Source organism: Corynebacterium sp. c8Ua_99 (assembly GCF_039907185.1).
Lineage (GTDB): Bacteria > Actinomycetota > Actinomycetes > Mycobacteriales > Mycobacteriaceae > Corynebacterium > Corynebacterium jeikeium_D.
The window spans coordinates 122707-143090 of the sequence record NZ_JASBOG010000001.1; the positions used below are offsets into that span (position 1 = coordinate 122707).

General features: G+C 58.9%; 14 protein-coding genes. 5 read left to right on the forward strand and 9 right to left on the reverse strand.

Going from position 1 to position 20384, the window contains the following annotated elements:
- Positions 1-284 precede the first annotated feature (284 nt).
- A complete protein-coding gene (locus QKE19_RS00550) occupies positions 285-1265 on the forward strand; it encodes a DUF1648 domain-containing protein (protein ID WP_347890102.1) in 981 nt (326 codons plus the stop codon).
- A 41-nt stretch (positions 1266-1306) separates the two neighbouring features.
- Here the strand turns inward: QKE19_RS00550 and QKE19_RS00555 are convergent, their stop codons facing one another.
- On the reverse strand, positions 1307-3610 hold the full coding sequence (locus QKE19_RS00555) for a Tex family protein (protein WP_347890104.1): 2304 nt from the start codon (positions 3608-3610) through the stop codon (positions 1307-1309).
- Positions 3611-3692: 82 nt separating this feature from the next.
- Here QKE19_RS00555 and QKE19_RS00560 point away from each other — a divergent pair, with 82 nt between their 5' ends.
- The gene (locus QKE19_RS00560) at positions 3693-4187 is read left to right on the forward strand and encodes a DUF1877 family protein (RefSeq protein WP_016422552.1); all 495 of its coding nucleotides are present in this window, start codon (positions 3693-3695) and stop codon (positions 4185-4187) included.
- Here the strand turns inward: QKE19_RS00560 and QKE19_RS00565 are convergent.
- The 4 genes from QKE19_RS00565 to rpsP all read right to left on the reverse strand — a co-directional run bounded on the left by QKE19_RS00565 (position 4147) and on the right by rpsP (position 6799).
- Positions 4147-4794, reverse strand: coding sequence for a phosphatase PAP2 family protein (locus QKE19_RS00565; protein ID WP_070439622.1), 648 nt, complete (start codon positions 4792-4794; stop codon positions 4147-4149). The two genes, QKE19_RS00560 and QKE19_RS00565, sit on opposite strands and share 41 nt — an antisense overlap.
- Positions 4794-5681 (reverse strand): tRNA (guanosine(37)-N1)-methyltransferase TrmD, encoded by an 888-nt coding sequence (trmD, locus tag QKE19_RS00570; RefSeq protein ID WP_187405330.1) that lies wholly within the window; start codon positions 5679-5681, stop codon positions 4794-4796. Before trmD ends, QKE19_RS00565 begins: the two co-directional genes overlap by 1 nt.
- Positions 5678-6172: a ribosome maturation factor RimM gene (gene rimM / locus QKE19_RS00575; protein WP_049171609.1), complete on the reverse strand. Its 495-nt coding sequence runs from the start codon at positions 6170-6172 to the stop codon at positions 5678-5680. Before rimM ends, trmD begins: the two co-directional genes overlap by 4 nt.
- A 144-nt stretch (positions 6173-6316) precedes the next feature.
- Positions 6317-6799: a 30S ribosomal protein S16 gene (gene rpsP, locus QKE19_RS00580; RefSeq protein WP_038628648.1), complete on the reverse strand. Its 483-nt coding sequence runs from the start codon at positions 6797-6799 to the stop codon at positions 6317-6319.
- A 298-nt stretch (positions 6800-7097) separates the two neighbouring features.
- On the opposite strand from rpsP, the gene QKE19_RS00585 reads away from it, so the two are divergent.
- A complete protein-coding gene (locus QKE19_RS00585) occupies positions 7098-9248 on the forward strand; it encodes an acyltransferase family protein (protein WP_347890108.1) in 2151 nt (716 codons plus the stop codon).
- 16 nt (positions 9249-9264) lie between these two features.
- On the opposite strand, the gene ffh is transcribed toward QKE19_RS00585, so the two are convergent.
- Positions 9265-10878, reverse strand: a complete 1614-nt coding sequence (gene ffh / locus QKE19_RS00590) for a signal recognition particle protein (protein ID WP_048735500.1) — start codon at positions 10876-10878, stop codon at positions 9265-9267.
- Positions 10879-11483: 605 nt separating this feature from the next.
- Here ffh and QKE19_RS00595 point away from each other — a divergent pair.
- Both QKE19_RS00595 and QKE19_RS00600 read left to right on the forward strand, forming a co-directional pair.
- A complete protein-coding gene (locus QKE19_RS00595; RefSeq protein WP_187401194.1) occupies positions 11484-12410 on the forward strand; it encodes a hypothetical protein in 927 nt (308 codons plus the stop codon).
- Between the two features lie 474 nt (positions 12411-12884).
- The gene (locus QKE19_RS00600) at positions 12885-13634 is read left to right on the forward strand and encodes an intestinal mucin (protein WP_070767140.1); all 750 of its coding nucleotides are present in this window, start codon (positions 12885-12887) and stop codon (positions 13632-13634) included.
- A gap of 167 nt (positions 13635-13801) precedes the next feature.
- On the opposite strand, the gene ftsY is transcribed toward QKE19_RS00600, so the two are convergent.
- The 3 genes from ftsY to QKE19_RS00615 all read right to left on the reverse strand — a co-directional run bounded on the left by ftsY (position 13802) and on the right by QKE19_RS00615 (position 20308).
- The gene (ftsY, locus tag QKE19_RS00605; RefSeq protein ID WP_049171536.1) at positions 13802-15361 is read right to left on the reverse strand and encodes a signal recognition particle-docking protein FtsY; all 1560 of its coding nucleotides are present in this window, start codon (positions 15359-15361) and stop codon (positions 13802-13804) included.
- Positions 15362-15408: 47 nt separating this feature from the next.
- Positions 15409-18903 (reverse strand): chromosome segregation protein SMC, encoded by a 3495-nt coding sequence (smc, locus tag QKE19_RS00610; protein WP_187405518.1) that lies wholly within the window; start codon positions 18901-18903, stop codon positions 15409-15411.
- A gap of 88 nt (positions 18904-18991) precedes the next feature.
- The gene (locus QKE19_RS00615; RefSeq protein WP_347890112.1) at positions 18992-20308 is read right to left on the reverse strand and encodes an ammonium transporter; all 1317 of its coding nucleotides are present in this window, start codon (positions 20306-20308) and stop codon (positions 18992-18994) included.
- Positions 20309-20384: the final 76 nt, after the last annotated feature.

Below are 20384 nucleotides of genomic sequence, written 5' to 3' on the forward strand. Positions count from 1 at the left end.
CAACGCCAAGAAGAGAAGCTCAAGCACTTTGTTCTTGATTCCTCCATTTTAGCACACCCATTCGATTGCGCAACCCCTTTAATAAAACTTTTTCGCTTGTACATTCGAGTGAATTGTTGAGCGTGTTATCAAATGTCACGAGGTGCATCTTCTGGCGAAACTCCGCGCACACTAAGACGGCACGCTACAACCGCTCGCTACAACGTCACGCTGATACAGCACTCCAATAACGACCGCTGCCGACCGTTGCTACAAAGCCCCCCCCCAACTGCTAGATTGTCTCCATGCAGCAGATTCCACGCTTTGACCCCTGGATTGTTCGAGGAACAATCATCGCCCCGTGCGTTCTGGCGATTGCACAGCTTCTGTGGGTAATTGCCATTTCCGACCGACTACCGGAGCAGTTAGCAACGCATTGGAGCGGTAGCGGCACTCCCAACGGTTTCATGCCGCCAATTCAAAGCACATTGATTATGGCCATCATCGTCATCGCATGTGCGCAGATCGGTTGGCTCGGTGCAAAGACCAGCACGCCGCTTGTCGTGCGCAAGCCAATTGCAATAACCAACCTCGCCCTCTGCGGCTTCTTAATCGGCATTGAATTCGCGATTATCATCCCGCAGATCGGCACGACGGACCCTACGACCGCCCGAATCGGCTGGATCTATGCAATAGCCGGCGTCATCATCGGCCTAGTAGCGGCCCTGCTCGTGACGCGCCGCCTCAAGGACTACTCCTCGCTTACCGACGCCACGGTCACCGAGCCGACATCGCCACAGTTGCCCCATCGAGAAGGAGCCCCGACTCCCATCGATGTCAGTGTGGCCATCTCTAAGGGGGTCAAGGTCACCCTCGCAGTCTGGTGCGTGGTGTCTGTAGCGCTCGCAGTGTTCCTGCCAAGCCTCGGCATTGTTTTTCTGCTGTGCACGCCGCTATTCCTCATCGCATATGAAACCGGCATGACACTAGACACGGACCCGAAGACAGATTCCATTACCGTTTTTAACGGCTGTGGACCGCTGAAGATGAAACACCCCATTGAGCTTCGAACCATCAAATATGCGAAGCCGGCCACTTATAACTGGGCCGACGGTGGCGGTATTGGGCTTCGACTTGGCAATGATGGCCGCATCACCGTGGCGGCACGGTCAGGCGAGGCAGTCAAGATTGAGACCTCGGGGTCCGATTACACCATCGTCGTACCGGATGGAATGGCTGCGGCTGTCGCGGGTGAGATCAACAGCCGCATCGACGCTATGCGCTAATAGGCTATGCGCTAATAAATCAAGCGCTAACAGATCAGGAGCTAAAAGCCTGCCCTGCGCAGCGCGTCGGCCATGGAACCGCCCTGCTTCTTGTTCTGGGAACCGCGCTTGCGCCCCTTGCCGCGACCATCACCACGACCATCACGGCGACCGCCGTCACGCTTTGGCTTGGCATCCGAGGCGTCGTCGTCAAGCCTGAGCGATAGACCGATGCGGTTGCGTTCGACATCAACGTCGAGAACCTTCACCTTGACCACCTCGCCCGAGCGGACGACCTCATGTGGGTCGGAGACGAAACCACGGGCCATGTTGGAGACGTGGACGAGGCCGTCCTGGTGGACTCCGACATCGACGAAGGCACCGAAGGCCGCGACGTTGGTGACGGTGCCCTCGAGAATCATGCCGGGCTGAAGATCGGAGACCTTCTCCACGCCTTCCTTGAAGGTGGCGGTGACGAACTCGGGACGCGGATCGCGGCCGGGCTTGTCCAGCTCGGTCAAGATGTCCTGGACTGTGGGAAGTCCGATACCTGCGGACTCGTCGACGAAGTCTGCAGCACGCACCTTGGACAGGACACGGGAGTTGCCGATGAGCTCCTGGACACTAACGCCGGTCGACGCGGCGATGGCATCGACGACGCGGTAGGACTCCGGGTGCACAGCGGAGGCATCGAGCGGGTTGTTAGCGCCGTGGATGCGCAGGAAGCCGGCGCACTGCTCGAAGGCCTTCGGGCCAAGACGCGGAACCTTCAGCAGCTCCTTGCGGGAGGTGAAAGCGCCGTTTTCGTCTCGGTAAGCGACGATGTTGTCCGCAACAGTCGAGGACACGCCAGCAACGCGACCGAGCAGCGGCGCGGAGGCGGTGTTGACCTCGACGCCGACAGCGTTGACGGCATCCTCGACCACGGCATCGAGAGAGTGCTCGAGCTTGGTCTGGGAAACGTCGTGCTGGTACTGGCCGACACCGATGGACTTCGGATCGATTTTGACGAGCTCAGCAAGCGGGTCCTGCAGGCGGCGGGCAATCGATACGGCACCGCGGAGAGATACATCCATGTCCGGGAACTCAGCTGCTGCCAGGGACGATGCGGAGTAGACGGAAGCACCGGCCTCAGAGACCACCACAGGGGTCGGCTTCTTGCCACCGGCCTGAGCAATCAGGTCAGCGATTTCGCGGGCCAGGGTTTCGGTCTCGCGGGAAGCGGTGCCGTTGCCGATGGCCATGAGCTCCACGCGGTGCGTGGCGCAGAGGGTGGCCAGTTGCTCCTTGGCGCCGGACCAGTCATTGCGCGGCTGGTGCGGGTAGACGATGGCAGTGTCGAGCACCTTGCCAGTGGAGTCGACAACGGCGCACTTCACACCATTGCGGTACCCCGGGTCCAAGCCGAGTGTGGCGCGCTGACCAGCGGGGGCAGCCAGCAACAGGTCGCGCAGATTGCGGGCGAAGACATCCACGGCTTCAGCCTCGGCGCGCTCCTTCAGGCGAGTACGCGCGTCGAGAGCAGCGGACACCTCCAACTTGGTACGCCAACCGAAACGAACGGCCTGGTCAATCCACTTTGAGGCACCGCCGTCGGGAAGCTCAAAGGCCTCACGAATCATGTGTTCGTAGGTCTCATCCTCACCCGCATCGATGTTAAGAGTCAGGATGCCCTCGGCCTCACCGCGAAGCACGGCCAGTACACGGTGGCTAGGCATGGTGTCCAGAGGTTCGTTGTGCTCGAAGTAGTCACGGTACTTCGCACCCGCAGTCTCCTTGCCCTCCACCACGGCAGCGGCGGCGGAACCGGAGGACCACACCTGCTCACGGACAGAGCCAACCAAATCAGCATCGGTAGCGAAGCGATCGACCAAGATGGCACGGGCACCGGTCAGAGCGTCCTTCGCATCCTTACCAGCTGCCTCGCCGTACTTAGTGGCTAGAGTCTCGGGGTCCGCGGCGGGGTCGGCCAGTAGCTCCTCCACCAGCGGTTCGTACCCGGCCTCACGTGCAATATCGGCCTTGGTCTTGCGCTTCTTCTTGTACGGCAGGTAGAGATCCTCCAACCGCGCCTTAGTGTCGCAGGCGAGGATGGCGGCCTTCAGGTCGTCGTTAAGCTTTCCCTGCTCTTCGATAGCGGCGAGAATCGTTTGCTTGCGCTCTTCTAGTTCGCGCAGGTAGACGACGCGTTCCTCGATGAAACGCAGCTGTGTGTCATCGAGTCCGCCGGTTACTTCCTTGCGATAGCGGGCGATGAAAGGCACGGTGTTGCCTTCGTCGAGAAGCTTGATAGCGGCGGCGACGGCACTTTCGGCAACGTCCGCACCAGTGGCGGCGAGTTCTCGGGCAATTACTGATGAAATCACCCGGGCAACTTTACTATCGTGGAAGTACCAATTGGCGAACGCCCCACAGAAGGCTCGCAGTAAACACCGGAAAAGGAGCCCCATGAAGCAGAAACTCTGTGCCGAATACCTGCGCATCTCCGATGAGGAGGCAGCGCGGTTAGTTGAGGTCGCAGCACCTGCGGCAACCAGCGACGGCGGCACGGCGGGGCTTGTTAACGACGGCGCGGAGAAGATTATCCTGCAGCACTTCGTCGACGTTCCGGACGAAGACGCCCTGGACATCGACACGGACTGGGAGTCCCTGCTGCGCACGTTGACCGGCAATCCCATCGACGGCCAAGCACTCGGCGACCCGCTGGCGGAGGCCATCCTCGGCGCCGACCGCGTCTGCCGCAAGCCGCTGTCTGCAGTCATCCGCGCCGATCGCGTCGGCGACGTGCACCAGACGCTGGCAAGCATCGATCTTGCCGCCCGCATCACGGACAATGGTTCGCTTATCGACGAAGCCACTGCGACACAGCGGTACCGCGAACTCGTGGCCTTCTACGAGGAGACTAAGGCAGCGCGTAGCGCCGTGCTCGTGGCCATCTCCTAAGAACTAGCAGCGCAACTGCTAAGCCGATAACTCCGGCGATGAGGCCGCCGATAACATCGGTGAGCCAGTGCGCCCCGACCCACACGCGCGACAGTGCCACAGCGCCGATAAGCGCGATGATGGCCAGGTCGAGCAGCTTGCGGGCTGTGCGGCGCAATACGGGGATGGCAAGCTGCATCGCGGCCATGCCACTGGAGGTAACCGCTGCCACATGTGCAGAAGGAAACGCCGCATCGTGCAGGTTGACCAGTGAGAACTCCTCTCCCGGTCGGTCGCGGTCCAAAAACCACTTCATGGCATAAGTCACCGCAATTGACGAACCGAATGACGCCGGCAATAGCAACGCCCACGCACGGAAGCGGAACCACAGGAGTGCCGCAGCAACAAGCGTGACCGGCGCGACGTAAATCGGCCGGATAATCTCGCTCAAAGCCAGCATCACACTATCGACGCGGCCATCCCGCGCCCCATGCAGGTCACTGACCCAACCCGCAAACGACTGATCCATACTCCCCGCCAGCTGCGTCTGAGTGAACCACGCCAGCGCCCCAAGGACAGCTAGCCAACCAATGACGTGCCGAGGTCGCGCAATTCGAACACGTGCCACTAGCAGTTCTCCTCGGTTACTTCCCCAATGACTCCCTGGATTATTTCCCGGTCACGGGCGCTGAGGTCGACGTCGGCAAGCAAATCGGGACGACGTTCGGCCGTGCGGATGAGCGATTGGTCGCGCCGCCAACGGTCCACCAGCGCGTGATTGCCGCTGAGGAGAACGTCCGGCACTGTCAGTCCACGCCACTCGCGCGGCTTGGTGTAGGACGGCCCTTCGAGCAGACCGTCAGAGAAAGAGTCCTCCTCGTGGCTTTTGCGATTGCCCAACACACCCGGGATCAACCGCACGACGGACTCCGCAATCACCAGCACCGCCACTTCCCCGCCGATAAGCACATAGTCGCCAATAGAGACCTCACGTACGCGGTAGCGGTTGGCAGCATCGTCAATAACGCGCTGGTCAATGCCCTCGTAGCGCCCGCACGCGAACACAATGTGCTCCTCGTGTGAGAACTCCTGCGCCATCTGCTGCGTAAACGGCTCGCCCGCCGGGGTCGGGACGATCAGCAGGGGCTTCGCTGAATCTTCTTCGCTTAACGACGGCACTTCCGCTGCAGCATAGGAAGATTCCTCGGCCAAACCCAATTTCTGATCATGGCGGACATTGTCCAAATGTGGCACCGCGGACGTGAGCGACTGCTCCGCTTTCAGCGCCGCTACCTCGTCGAGGGCGGGACCCCAGACATCCGGCTTCATAACCATGCCGGGGCCACCGCCGTAGGGTGAGTCATCCACGGCCTGGTGTACACCTGGCGCCCAGTCGCGCAGGTTGTGTACGCCGACGCTCAAAATGCCCTGCTCAATTGCCTTGCCCAGCAACGCATGACGCAGTGGCTCGAGGTACTCCGGGAAGATTGTGACTACATCGAGACGTAAGCTCACAGCTCCAACAGTCCTTCCGGCGGGGTGATGGTGACAGTAGAATTCTCAAGGTCAACTTCCGGAACGATGTCCTCTACCAGAGGGATGAGTACCTCCCGGGCCCCGTCGTCAAGCGTGACTTCAAGGAGACGATGAGCGGGCGCGCGGACGATAGAAGTGACCTCGCCTATATCCGTGCCGTTATGGACTACGCGCAGGCCTTCAAGTTCAAAGTCATAAAAGTCCTCGTCTTCGAAGACGGGCTCGGCATAAAACTTCATACCCCGATGACGCTCGGCCTCATTGCGGCCCGGAATCTCCTCGAAGCGAATCAGCAAACGCCCCTGGTGCGGGCGTGCCGTTTTCACAGTCAGCTGTTCCTCACGGCCGGCCTGTACACCCAACAGCGTGGCCCCGACTGCGAAACGCCCTTCCGGGTCATCCGTTGTCGCATCGACGACGACTTCCCCGCGCACACCGTGGGGCTTGATCACTCGGCCAATAAGCACCATGTCAGCTACCGACACGCGCACACTCCCTCTCTTATAAAGGCTCTGTAAAACACCCCGCGTAAAGCAAAAAGGCGCCACCCAACACTTCGTCTTGAAGTATAAGGTAGCGCCCGGATTAGCTAAGCGGCGTACTCAGCGTCCTTATTACTCGGCGTCCTCGGAAGCCTCGGACTCAGCAGCCTCAGCCTCGGCAGCCTTTGCGGCCTCCTCAGCTTCCTTAGCAGCCTTAGCTGCTTCCTTGGCCTCGCGGCGCTTAGCGGTGATGGCCTCAGCGGACGGGCCATTGTTGGCCTCTTCCAGAGCCTTGTTGAACAGCTCGAGCTTGGTCGGCTTCGGCTCAGCAACCTTCAGAGTGCCCTCTGCACCCTCGAGACCCTTGAACTTCTGCCAGTCGCCGGTGACCTTCAGCAGAGCCAGAACCGGCTCGGTCGGCTGTGCACCGACGCCCAGCCAGTACTGAACGCGCTCGGAGTCAATCTTGATGATCGACGGCTCTTCCTTCGGCTGGTAGATGCCCAGGTTCTCAATGACCGCACCGTTGCGACGGGTACGAGCATCAGCAACGACGACGCGGTACTGAGCAGTACGAATCTTACCCAGGCGCTGCAGCTTAATCTTGACTGCCATGAGGAGTTCCTCTTTCTTCTATGTCACTGGACAATACTTATGCATCCGAGCTCACGAGTAATTACTAACGAAGTACCTCGGACCGGTTTTGCCCTTGGGATATTTACACTGCGCGTGACCACCGGGCGGCCGTGGCCGGATCCGATGAATTCGCAGTCGTGCCTCAGTTGAGGATTCTCATTGAGACAACTCGAGGTATGTTACCAGCAGTTTTTGGAAATTAACAAAACTGCGCACTCGAAACGCTGCATACCCACTAAAGCTGAACGTCGTTGACAGTGCGGTAACGTAACATTCTATGAAAACCACCGGCACCCAATATAGGTATGACTTGGACGGACTACGGGGCATTTCGATTGCCCTCGTAGTCCTTTTCCATGTTTACGTCGGCCGCGTTTCCGGTGGTGTGGACGTATTCCTCTTGCTCTCCGGGTTTTTCTTCTTCGGCGCGCAGTACCGCAATGCCATCAATCCCCGGCAGTCCATCAATCCATGGTGGAGCATCTGGCGCACGCTGCGTCGCCTAATCCCGACACTAGTGCTGGTCCTCTTTGCGACAACCCTGTTTGTCATTTACTTCATTCCATCGCTTCGCACGATCGACATTGCCCAGCAACTCCGCGCCAGCCTGCTCTACTACCAAAATTATGAACTGGCACTCCAGGGCTCGGACTACGCAGCCGCAGAGAGCGAAACCTCCCCACTGCAGCACCTGTGGTCAATGTCGGTACAGGGCCAGTTTTATCTCGGCTCCATTTTGCTCATCTCCCTACTCGCCTGGATGACGCGCTCACCCCAGATTGTCGGCGCGGTTACCTCACCGGTGGAGGCGAAGCGCACCGACGCTACCGGCGGTAAACTCCGCCGAATCCTCACTCCGTTGCTGGCAGTTATCACTCTCGGCTCGATTGCCTATGCCTTCTATATGCACTCCGAGAACCAGGGGTGGAACTACTACTCCACTGTCAGCCGCCTCTGGGAACTCTGCCTCGGCGCACTACTCGGACTGATTCTTGTCCGGGGATCCATCCCCATGCCCAAGCCACTTCGAGTGCTGTTAGCCAGCATCGGCCTCGCACTGGTAGTCTCCACCGGTTTCATCTTCGACGGCGCCGCACAGTTCCCAGGCCCTTGGACCCTATGGCCCCTCGGTGGTGCTGCGCTGATTATTATCGCCGGCCCTGAGGCGGGCTGGATCTCCAAGTTCCTGGCCAGCCGCCCAATGCGCGAAGTAGGCCAGAGCGCCTACGCGCTCTACCTGTGGCACTGGCCTCTTCTCATCCTGGCCATAAACTACCTCAACCGCGATACTCCGGGGCTGAAGCTTGGCACCGCAGTGATCGTCGTTTCCTTTATTTTGGCCAAACTCACCAACAAGTATGTCGAGCTGCCGCTGGCTCAATCGACTCGCCGACCGACCCGGACTCAGCCCGTCGTCGGCGATGCAATCCACGCAATGAAGCATCGTCGCCCGGCTCGTCGTCTAGCGGTAGTCGGCACTGTTGTCGTCATTGCGTTGGTCGGCATGTCCAGCCTTGTCAACGTGCAACAGGTGCGCGTCGATCGCGCCTCCGCCACCAGCCTAGATCCAGAGGTCTATCCAGGTGCACTCGCGCTTACCGACGGGTACGAGGTCCCCAAGGCAGCCACAAAGCCGAATACCGATTTCATCACGGACCTTTGGCCGGAACCTGCCCTCGATGGCTGCCTTGCGACAGGCGGTGAGGACGTCGGATACTTCCCGCCGAATCGCCGTTGGCGCGATGAGACCCAGCCGTGTGTCTACGGTGATCCAGATGCTAGTGAATCGATTGTCATCGTCGGCGGCTCGCACATGGAACATTGGTTTGCCCCGATTGATGCCTACGGCAAAAACAACGGGTACCGAGTGGTGGTTCTTCTCCGACAAGGCTGTCCAGCGACCTTAGAACCGATCCACGGAGTCGGCGATATCTGCGTGGCCTGGACTTTCGAGGCTCTGCAGAAAATTGACGAGATTCAGCCAAAGATGGTTTTCACCACTTCAACCAGACCCTTGTTCCAGGCGGACCCACCGCAGCCGGGCGACTACACACCGGATGGTTACGTTTCGTTTTTCGCTGCTCTACAAGAACGCGGAATTGATTTCTTCGCCATCCGCGATAACCCATGGGCGCTACGGGAGGACTTGGACCAATTCTCCCCCAGCGTATGCGAAGAAGCGGAAGAAGACTGCACTATCCACCGCAAAACTGCCCTAAATGCAGAAAATCCCGCTGAGGAGATTCTTGCGAACTTCCCCAACGGGCACAGTCTAGATTTCTCCGACATCTTCTGCGGTCCGACCACCTGCCGTAAAGTTATTGGCAATATCTACGTCTACCGCGACAGCAATCACATCACCGATGAACTAGCGGCCACTTTCAGTCCTGAAATGGACCGCCAGATTCAGAAGGCTCTGCGGGACTAGCTACTTCTAGTCCCCGCTACTTCTTGCCCTGTCCGAAGTCGAGATTGTTGAGGTCAAAGTCCTCCATACCTTCTGGCAGCTGATTACCCATCTGCTTCTGCAGCTTCTGCAGTTCAGCCATGCTAGGCATACCCGGCATGCCCTGCATACCTGGCATTCCAGGCATACCGGGCATTCCGCCACCGCGCATTGCCTTCGGCGGCGTTGGACCACGGTTAGCGCCCTTGCGCTTATTCTTGCCCTTGCCCTTTCGACCACGCTTGGCCTTGCGGTTCGATGGGCGACCACCGCCCATACCAAATCGGCCGGCCATCTGCGCCATCATCTTCCGCGCCTCATTGAAACGCTCGATGAGCTGGTTAACCTCTGAAACGGACACACCGGAACCGTTGGCGATACGACGACGTCGTGAAGCATTCAGAATCTTCGGATTCTCGCGCTCTTCCGGAGTCATACCGCGGATAATCGCCTCGATGCGGTCAAGCTGCTTTTCGTCGACCATTTCCGCGGCCTTGGACATTTCCGCGCCGCCGGGGAGCATCTTGAGGATGTTGCCGATTGGGCCCATCTTGCGGACCATCATCATCTGCTCGAGGAAGTCCTCGAGAGTCAGCTCACCGGAACCAATCTTCTGGGCGGACTTGGCAGCCTGCTCATGATCGATTTCCTTGGAAGCGACCTCAACCAACGTCTTTAGGTCACCCATCCCCAGGATGCGGCTGGCCATACGGTCTGGGTGGAAGACGTCAAAGTCCTCCAACTTCTCGCCCGTGGAGGCGAACAGAATCGGCTTACCGGTGACCTCACGGATAGACAGTGCAGCGCCACCGCGCGCGTCGCCATCGAGCTTGGTCAGTACAACGCCGGTGAAGTCAACGCCGTCTCGGAAGGCCTTGGCGGTCTCTACCGCGTCCTGACCAATCATGGAGTCGATGACAAACAGAACTTCATGCGGGTTGATGGCATCGCGAATGTCGCGGGCCTGCTTCATCAGAACCTCATCGATACCCAGGCGACCTGCGGTATCGATAATCACCACATCGTGGCGATGCTGGCGAGCATAAGCGAGGCCACGGAACGCGGCGTCAACTGGATTGTCCTCGCTGGTGCCCATTTCATGGGTGGAATCGAGGCTGGTGCCCGGGAACGGTGCGAAGCACGGCACGCCTGCACGCTCAGCGACAATTTCCAGCTGCTGCACCGCGCCCGGACGCTGCAGGTCACAGGCGACGAGGACCGGGGTGTGCCCCTGATCCGTGAGGTACCTGGCCAATTTACCGGCCAAGGTGGTCTTACCAGCGCCCTGCAGACCGGCCAGCATGATGACCGTTGGTGGCTGCTTCGACATATTCAGCCGTCGAGTCTCGCCACCGAGGATGTTAATCAGTTCCTCATTGACGACCTCAATAATCTGGTTTGCCGGGTTGACAGTCTGGCTGCCAATAATTTCGTTAGCGCGTTCCTTGATGCGCTTGATGAAGGTACGGACAACCTCGAGGGAGACATCGGCTTCCAGAAGAGCCAGCCGAATCTCGCGGGCGGTGGCGTTAATATCCGCCTCAGTCAGGCGGCCCTTCCCGCCCAGCCCCCGCAGGGCACCCGTCAAACGATCGGAAAGAGACTCAAACAAGTTTCCAGCTCCCCTTTTGCCTTGTTTTTTCTTAACTGTTCTACCGTACCCGCTGGATACTCCATTTGGCACATATCTACAGCTTCGCCTATCGACAACGATTGCAGCCCACCCACCCTAAATGCCCCGATTCGGGTGTAAACAATAGGAAGTAAAAAATAGCAATAGGATGAAGCTCTTTTATTCTCAAGGACGTTAGATTACTGTTCGTTATTTTAACGTGACAATTAAACGAGCCTCCAGATATGAATGCCCTACTGCATAAAGAACGTTTATCCAACCCAGCTACCACCAGCTAGGTAACAGAAAGATAACGCCAGTGGCTAGCTTTTACTAAGGGCACCCTTAGTGAGAACCTCCCCCGGAATGGTGTAAGCCAAATAACAAACCGGCGGCATTGCAGCAGGTCAAAGCACGCCACTGCGCACCTGATGTTATTCCTATAACTACCTCCAATACGATTCATATATCAACCAGTTTATGGTTAATCATGAACCTAGTTAACCGCAGTTGGCCTGGTTTTATTTTCCGCCGTGCACGACGAGGGATGAACGGCGAAATCATATTCATTGGTCTCTGACCGTTTGACTCCTTGAGAGGTTTTCATGAAAAAGTTCACCACGGCTATCGCCGCCGCTGCCTTCTCCGCCAGCATGATTGCAAGCGCAGGCACCGCTACTGCACAGATTCCGGACTCAATGCCGACCGAGTGCCCCGCCGGCCAGCACTTTGAGAACGTCGGAGGCACTTTCCAGTGCGTCGCAGACCAGCCTGAGCAGGATTCCACTGACGGAATTCCGGCCCCAATGCCTGACAAGTGCCCAGACGGCCAGCACTTTGAGAACGTCGGCGGAACCTTCCAGTGCGTCGCGGACCAGGAAGCCCCTAAGCCCGAAACACCGGGCGACAATGAGTCCCAGCCGGGCGACCTGGGAAACCCAGGCATTTCTGATAAGCAGTGCCCGGAGGGCGAGCACTTCGACATGAGCAAGCCAGTCCCAGGCAACCCGAACGTCTTCGGTGTCTGCGTCAAGGACGAGGCGAAGCCGGACACTGACAAACCAGGCACGGACAAGCCGGACGCTGACAAGCCAGGCAAGGACGACGAGAAGCCGGGTAAGGACGGCAAGGACGGTAAGCCAGGTAAGGACGGCAAGGACGGTAAGCCAGGTAAGGACGGCAAGGACGGTAAGCCAGGTAAGGACGGCAAGGATGTCAAGGTAAACGTTGACATCAAGATCTCTGCTGAGTGCAAGAACGAAAACAAGTGCACGAAGGAAGAGAAGAAGGCCAAGGAAAAGGCCGAGATGAAGGCTTCCGAGTCCAAGAAGACGACCTCTTCCGAGAACGTAAAGAAGGTTTCGGACTCCAAGAAGTCTGAGCAGAATACCTCTGAGTCCAAGAAGGCTTCTTCGACTCAGAGCACTGGCCTGGCAGCCACCGGCGTTGACGCCACCACCCTGGGTGGAGCCGCTCTGGTTCTCCTGGTCGGCGGTGTCGCCGCTACCCGCATCGCCCGCAAGAACCGCTAAGAAGCTTAGGGTTCTACCCCGGTAACGAAATATAAAATGCTCCTGATGCCTATTTAGCATCGGGAGCATTTTTGTGCGCCATACCTCCGAAAAGTCATAACTCCCATAGCTCGAAGCATAAACCCCACAGGCACCGATTTTTTACCGAACCTCTACGCCCCATCCGCCTTTCACCACCCGACACGATCAGGTACCACGCTTCGCTAGCGAAGACAGGAAAATCTCCTGCTGAGTAAACAGTGGCGAGTTCTAAAGATGCTCCAACCACAACGGGTGTACACACTCAGCGTTGTAAATATAAGTTCCTACTTCCCCTTGCTGGGGTTTGGACAAGTCAACAATTTCTCTTTACCCCCTCCCCAAACCCATACCACCAAAGACTGTAATTAGTTATTAGAATCAAAAGTGTGAACAGTGTTCCCCCTTAAGTCCTTTGATTGCAGGGCTTTCCTATAGACATTGTGAGGTTTCCAAATGAAGAAGCTCTCTTCGACCATGGTGGCCGCTGCCGCTTCAGCCGGCATGCTCATCGGCGTTGGCGCTGCCACCGCACAGATTCCTGACCCCGCCCCGTCGGAATGCCCCGCCGGTCAACATTTTGAAAATGTTGACGGTACTTTCCAGTGTGTAGATGACGCTGCAAACCCGGATCCAGGAGGTTCATCTAACGATGGTATCCCACCGGGCGTTGAGGACACCCAGACCTGTCCCGACGGTTCCCCGCGTGACATGAGCAAGATTGACCCGGCAACCGGAGCTTACGGCGCTTGTGGCACTTCAGATGATTCCGGCCCAACTCCGGAGCCCGATGAAGATGCCCCAGAGAATGACGGAATTCCGCCGGGAGTCGATGACACCGCAACGTGCCCCGACGGTTCCCCGCGTGATATGAGCAAGATCGACCCGGCAACCGGAGTCTACGGCTACTGTCCGACCTCCGATGACGAAACTCCGGGCGACGATGAGAACCCAGGCGATGACACTCCGGGCGACGATGAAAACCCAGGTGACGAACAGCCCGGGGAGGACGAGAATCCTGGGGAGGAAAATCCAGGCGACAAGCCCGACAACCCTAAGAATTACGGTAAGAAAACCGGGACCAAGAACACTGGTCTAGCAGTCACTGGTGTTCAGGCGACTGCCCTCGGCGGTGCCGCTCTTGCACTCCTGGTCGGTGGCGTGGCAGCTACCCGCCTCGCACGCAAGAATTCAAAGGATTCCTAGCACAACTCTCCGCTAGATTCCTAGCACCTCAACACTAAAGGCCCCGGAGCCCCGCGTATCCTCTACAGAAATCTACGCGGTGGCTCCGAGGCCTTTATTTTTGCCGGGGGCAACGGGCGACGCTGTACTCACCAATCGATGGAAAATTCACTCATCGATGTTAGTTACTATTTGCGGCCGCCGAGCAGTGCGTCTACGAAGCTCTCCGGCTCAAACGGCGCCAGGTGGTCAGCACCTTCACCAAGGCCAACCAACTTCACCGGCACACCGAGCTCGTTTTGCACCTGGAATACAATGCCGCCCTTCGCGGTACCGTCCAGCTTGGTCAGGGCAACGCCGGTGATGTCTACTACATCCCGGAACGTACGAGCTTGCAGTAGACCATTTTGGCCAACCGTCGCGTCCAAAACCAGGATGACTTCGTCAACCTGAGCCTTCTTCTCCACCACGCGCTTAATCTTGTCCAGTTGGTCCATCAGACCGACCTTGGTGTGCAGGCGGCCGGCGGTGTCGATGAGCACCACATCAGCGCCGGACTCGATACCGTGAGCAACTGCCTCAAATGCAATAGAAGCAGGATCGGCGCCTTCAGCGCCGCGAACGGTCTCCGCGCCAACGCGTCGCCCCCAGGTTTCTAGCTGGTCGGCTGCAGCAGCACGGAAGGTATCCGCTGCGCCGAGAACAACACGGTGGCCACCGGCGACCAGTACACGAGCCAGCTTGCCCGTCGTCGTGGTCTTACCTGTGCCGTTGACACCGACTACCAGAATCACTGCGGGCTTGCCCTCGTGCGGAAGTGCGCGGATGGAGCGGTCCATCTCAGGCTTGCACTCCTCAATCAACACCTCACGCAGCAGGGCGCGCACTTGCTCTTCCGTGCTCACCTTCTGACTGGCAATACGCTCGCGCAGCTTATCGACGACACGCTGCGTCGCAGCCGCACCGAGGTCAGCCATAACCAGGATGTCTTCAACCTCTTCCCACGCGTCCTCATCAAGGTCACCCGCGCCCAAGATGCCGAGCACAGACTGGCCAATTGCATTCTGCGACCGTGACAGACGACCGCGCAGGCGGCCCAGACGTCCCTCAGCCGGGTCGATGGAGTCAATCTGCTGTTCTGCTTCTGGCTCTGGCGTCGGCTCCGGCGCAGCTTCCGGCTCCGGCTCTGGCGTCGGTTCTGGTTCGGGAGTCGGCTCCGGCTCCAGCTCCGGTTCAGGAGCAGGAACTACCTCTACCTCAGGCTCTGCTTCGGGCTCTGGTTGTGGTTCCGGCTCGGGCTCTGATTCCTCTTCCCCGGCCGTTGGCAAATCGATTGGGATTTCCCGCATTACGCGGTCATAATCCCCCTCCATTTCGGTGGGGTTATCCGGAATAACCAGTCGACCTTCTGGTTTCAGCAGTGAACCGTCCGGCTGATCGGCAGGTATATCAGCCTGCTTTTCCTCTGGCTCCGGGGCCTGCTTTTCAATCGGCTTTTCCGCCGGTTTCGGCATCGGTTTTTCAACCGGCTGCTTCTCGCGGGTATCAGTCCCACCACCGGCCGGAGCGAAGTTAAAACCACTAGTGGCCTGGTAATTTCCAGACTTCTCCTGCTGGGTGAGTTCCTTAGTATCTTCCTTCGCAAAGGAAATGCGCTGGTTCTTCCTGCGGACATAGCCCACAACAAAGAGCAGCGCGATAATAACGACAATCGCGACGACAAGGAGTATCCACTGAGTTGGAGTCATAACTCTCATTATGCAGTATCAACGACTCTTCCTCACTTACTCCGCGCTTACTCCGCTCCTGTCGACGGAGTTGCGGATGCCGGTGACATTCGCTGCGAGATTACTCGAGTCACACCATCGCCCCGCATGGTCACGCCGTAGAGCACATTCGCAACGTCCATTGTTGGCTTCTGGTGCGTAATGACAATCAGCTGACTGGTCGCGCGGAGTTCCTCGAGCAGCGCAATAAGGCGACGCAGGTTAACGTCGTCAAGCGCGGCTTCCACCTCGTCGAGTACGTAAAAGGGACTCGGGCGCGCGCGGAAAATAGCGACGAGCATTGCCAGCGCCGTCAGCGACTTCTCGCCGCCGGAGAGCAACGACAGCCGCTTAACCTTTTTGCCCGGCGGGCGGGCTTCAACCTCGATACCTGTCGTGAGCAGGTTGTCCGGCTCGGTGAGAACCAGTCGTCCGTCGCCGCCCGGGAAAAGCGTTTGAAAGACTGCGGGGAATTCTGCCTCGACATCGTTCCACGCGTCTGTGAAGAGCTGCAGGATCGTGGCATCGACTTCCTCGACAACATCGGTGAGGTCCTGGCGGGCCTTGAGGACATCATCGAGCTGCGTGGATAGGAAAGAGTAGCGCTCCTCCATCGCCTTATACTCCTCCAGCGCCAACGGGTTGACGCGGCCGAGCACACGCAGATCCTTCTCCGCCTGTTTGAGCTGCTTCGTCACGGCTGCGCGGTCGAAGTTCTCATCAGGAGCAAAGTCCGCGAGCAGGTCATCGACAGACAGCCCCAACTGGTCGACGATGCGCTCTGCGGCCTCGGTCACGCGGACCTGCGCCTGCGCACGGGCGATGTCGCCCTGGTGCGCGGAATCCGTTAGCTGTGCCAGCTCACGTTGCGCCGCATTTGCCTCCGTCCGGGCCGCTGATAGTGCCTGCGACACTGTCTTCTTCTGCGCCTCGGCATCGTCGCGATCGGCCTCTGCCCGCGCCAACGACACGTTGACCTTCGCATGCAAATCCTCAGCCAGCTCCGCGACAACTTCTGCCAATTCGCGCTGGGCAACCTTCGCCATCTGCGCCTGCTCATGGCGGGCCTTCGCTACGCGCTCCGATGCAGCCTGGCGACGGAGCCGCTCGGCCTTGCCTCGTACACTCGACAGTCGCTCCTCTGCCGTACGCAGCGACAGACGCGCCTCTGTTTCCATGGCGCGCACAGCCGTCAGCGCCTCCGAGGCACGGTCACGTTCGCTTGTCGACGGTTCCCCCTCCTCGGGGTCACGGTCAACGCGAGCTAAGCGGTCTGCGACCTCCGCCAACTCCTTCTGGAGCTTCGTTACTCGGTCCGCGGCTTCGGCTCCGCGCTGCTCAGCGCGTTCGGCATCATGCACCACGCCGGACAGCTGCGCTGTGGCCCGAGTTCGGGCATCCGTGAGGACCTTCATACGACTCTGGTGTTCACGCAGCGCAGCACGGGCGGCCGCCGCGTCCGTGCGGCGGTCCTCTTCTTCGGCCTGTGCACCGGAGAGCACACCACCGAGGTCACTCAAACGCACCTGTGCTTCTGCTAGTTCTTCGCGAGTCTTAGCAATGTCGGCGGCGATTTCCACACCTGATGCAGTGCCACCAGCACCGCCAGCTACCCAACCAGAGCCACGCAGCACACCATCGCGGTCAACAACGCGCAGTCGAGTATCCTGGGTCACCAGCTCACGGGCGACGTGCTCGTCGTCGCAGGCCACGACGTCAACGAGCAGAGAGGTCAACGAACCCGAAAGCTCCGCGGGCACTGTCACATGATCGAGCAGCCAGGATGCCTGTGCGGGCAGAGTGATGTCCAAGCGCCAAGAGTCGGATGCATCCGCAGAATTGATAACAACGGCACTGCCCTTGCCCGTGGCCACAAGCTCGTCGATAAGCGAATCTCCACTGCCCTCGCTGACCAGTGCTTCGGCGGCCGCGCCGAGGGCGGCAGTGAGCGCTTTTTCCCAGCCAGCGTCGACATCGATGACTTCAGAGAGAACGCCGAGTTCGTGTTTTTCACGTAGCCACGCGGTGCCGTCGTTGGCAGCGGCGGTGCGGGCGGTCTCCAGAGCTTCGATGCGGGCGGACAGACCTGAGACACTGCGTTCGAGGTCGCGCTCGTCAGCGCGGAGTTCTTTCAACCGTGTAGAGGCCAGCTCTGCTTCTCGGTTGGCCTGTTCATAAGCACTCTGCAGCTCGGGACCTTCGAATTCGGCCTCGGCTAGTTCCTGCGCGGCGTTTTCCACGGCTTCGGTGGCATCGGCACGGCGTTCGTCGGCCTCATTGGTTTGCTCGGCAAGGCGTGCAGCTTCGGCTTCGGCGGCTTCCAAGCGGGTGCGCAGAGATTCTTCTGCGGAAATGAGACGAACCACGCCTTCGCGACGGTCGGCGATTGCGCGAACGGCCGCGAGGTGCTCCGCTTCGGCTTCACGGAAAGTCTCCTCGGCGTCGAAGAGCGTTTCGCGGATTTCCTCCAGTTTTTCGCGGGCCTCTGCCTCAGCCTCAGCGAGCGTGGCTTCTTCGGTGGCGGCGTCGTCGGCCCTCTGCTCCAGGAAGTCCGGGTCTGGGCCTACCCACGGAGCGACGGAGTGGTCGGCCGCGCGATCGGCGGCGATGCGGGCCGTCGCTTGGATACGCTCACCGAGTGCGGAGAGACGAAACCACAAATCTCGGGCAGCATCGGCAGCTGGAGTGATGTCCTCCAGTTCGGCTTCGAGTTCTGCAGTGCGCTCAGCGGCAATCTCGGCTCGCTCCGTGGCGGCCTCCACCTTTTCCTCAATGAGCTTGGCTTGACCAGCAATGTCATTGAGGCTGTCCTGCAAATCCACGAAGTCCGCGGCAGCCAAACGCAACTTGGCGTCGCGCAGGTCTGCCTGCACAGTCTGGGCGCGAGAGGCGGCCTCAGCCTGACGCTTCAGCGGTTTGAGCTGACGGGAAAGCTCACCTGTCAGATCCTGCAGACGGTCGAGATTGGCCTGCATCGACTGCAGCTTGCGCTGCGCCTTTTCCTTGCGACGGCGGTGTTTGAGCACGCCTGCGGCTTCTTCGATAAACGCACGACGCTCCTCTGGCCGCGATTCCAGAATCTGCGAAAGCCGACCCTGGCCGACGATGATGTGCATCTCGCGGCCAATGCCGGTGTCGCTGAGGAGCTCTTGGACATCCATGAGGCGGACGCGAGAACCGTTGATTTCGTACTCACTTGCGCCGTCGCGGTACATGCGACGCGTGACAGAGACTTCCTTATATTGAATGGGAAGTGCCCCATCGGAATTGTCGATGGTAAGAGTGACCTCCGCGCGCCCCAAAGGCTTTCGCCCGGAGGTTCCCGCGAAGATGACATCTTCCATTTTGCCGCCACGGAGGGTCTTGGCGGAATGCTCACCCATAACCCACGCGAGGGCATCGACGACATTCGACTTACCAGATCCATTCGGGCCGACAACTGCGCAGATGCCGGGCTCGAATTTCATCGTCGTCGCCGAAGCGAAGGATTTAAAGCCCTTCAGAGTCAGCGATTTCAAATACATGGGGCAATATCTTACCCGTAGTTACGGTTTGGAGCTGAATTACCCCAAGCACGCACCCTGTTACACAAGATTGTTTACACAGCGTTGTTTACACCACTGCCTGCTTAGTTGACGCGTAGGCCGACTCACCGTGCTGAGCGACGTCGATACCAGAATGCTCCTGCTCGCCGTGGATACGCCAACCGACGGTTGCCTTCAGGACTCGGGCAATGATGTACGTCAGCACGCCTGAGAACACCGCTGCGACGACAGCAATAATGACCTGGATGGCAAACAACTTCAGGCCGTCGATGCCACCGCCGGTAAGCAGTCCGCGATCGTTGGCCAGCAGGCCAACACCAATCGTTCCCCACATAGCTGCAACCAGATGCAGACCAACCACATCCAGGGTGTCATCGAAGTTGAATTTGTACTTCAAGCCCACTCCCCAGCAACCCAGCGCACCGCCGATATAGCCCAGAATGATTGAGGTCACTGGGTTCATATCTCCTGCGGCCGGAGTAATAGTCACAAGCCCTGCGATGACACCCGAAGCGGCGCCCAGCGAGGTGGGATGCCCATCACGAATACGCTCGAGTGAAATCCAGCCGAGCATCCCCACGCACGCTGCCACCGTCGTATTCAGCCATGCCAGACCAGCGACACCGTCGGCCGCAAATGCCGAACCGCCGTTGAAGCCGAACCAGCCGAACCACAGCAGTGCAGCACCCAGCATGACGAGTGGCAGATTGTGCGGGCGATGCTGGCTGCCATCGATGGACTTGCGCTTACCGACGATAATCGCCAGCACCAAAGCGGCAGTACCAGCAGCAATGTGCACAACCGTACCGCCAGCGAAGTCAATTGGAGCGATCAATGCTTCACCGTCAGCGGTACCGAACAGCTTTGCCGACAGCCCCTCTGCCGAGTGGCTCAGCAGGCCACCGCCCCAGACCATGAAGGCCATTGGGAAGTACACCAGCGTCGTCCAGAAGCCGACGAAAATCAACCAGGTGGAGAACTTCACGCGTTCGGCCAGCGCCCCAGAGATCAGCGCTACAGAAATCGAGCAGAACGTGAGCTGGAACCCAATGTCGATGATGTTTGGGTAACCGTTCGCACTCGCAATGTAGTTGCCGTCGCCATCCGTGATTGAGTTACGCAGACCGAAGAACTCGAATGGGTTGGCAAAAACACCACCGATCGACTGCGATCCGTAGGACATCGACCAGCCCCACAGCACGTAAATGGCACCGACAACGCCGACAGCACCAAAGCTCATCATCATCATGTTGAGCACCGACTTCTGTCGCGACATGCCGCCATAGAACAGCGCGAGCGCCGGTGTCATCAGCAAAACCAACGAAGCCGAAATCAGCATCCACGCTGAGTTTCCAGACTGTGCAATTACTTCTTCAGGCGTCATATGTGCCTCCCCTGCCTGTCAGTAGGTAGTTATTAACTTAATCCACTCGCCTTTCGTATTTACGTATTCTTTTTCC

Excerpts from the sequence above, each read along its gene's own strand:
- ftsY (WP_049171536.1), bottom strand. The coding sequence starts at position 15,361 with ATGACTCCAACTCAGTGGATACTCCTTGTCGTCGCGATTGTCGTTATT.
- rpsP (WP_038628648.1), bottom strand. The coding sequence starts at position 6,799 with ATGGCAGTCAAGATTAAGCTGCAGCGCCTGGGTAAGATTCGTACTGCT.
- QKE19_RS00585 (WP_347890108.1), top strand. The coding sequence starts at position 7,098 with ATGAAAACCACCGGCACCCAATATAGGTATGACTTGGACGGACTACGG.
- QKE19_RS00595 (WP_187401194.1), top strand. The coding sequence starts at position 11,484 with ATGAAAAAGTTCACCACGGCTATCGCCGCCGCTGCCTTCTCCGCCAGC.
- QKE19_RS00615 (WP_347890112.1), bottom strand. The coding sequence starts at position 20,308 with ATGACGCCTGAAGAAGTAATTGCACAGTCTGGAAACTCAGCGTGGATG.
- QKE19_RS00560 (WP_016422552.1), top strand. The coding sequence starts at position 3,693 with ATGAAGCAGAAACTCTGTGCCGAATACCTGCGCATCTCCGATGAGGAG.
- smc (WP_187405518.1), bottom strand. The coding sequence starts at position 18,903 with ATGTATTTGAAATCGCTGACTCTGAAGGGCTTTAAATCCTTCGCTTCG.
- QKE19_RS00600 (WP_070767140.1), top strand. The coding sequence starts at position 12,885 with ATGAAGAAGCTCTCTTCGACCATGGTGGCCGCTGCCGCTTCAGCCGGC.
- QKE19_RS00550 (WP_347890102.1), top strand. The coding sequence starts at position 285 with ATGCAGCAGATTCCACGCTTTGACCCCTGGATTGTTCGAGGAACAATC.
- rimM (WP_049171609.1), bottom strand. The coding sequence starts at position 6,172 with ATGGTGCTTATTGGCCGAGTGATCAAGCCCCACGGTGTGCGCGGGGAA.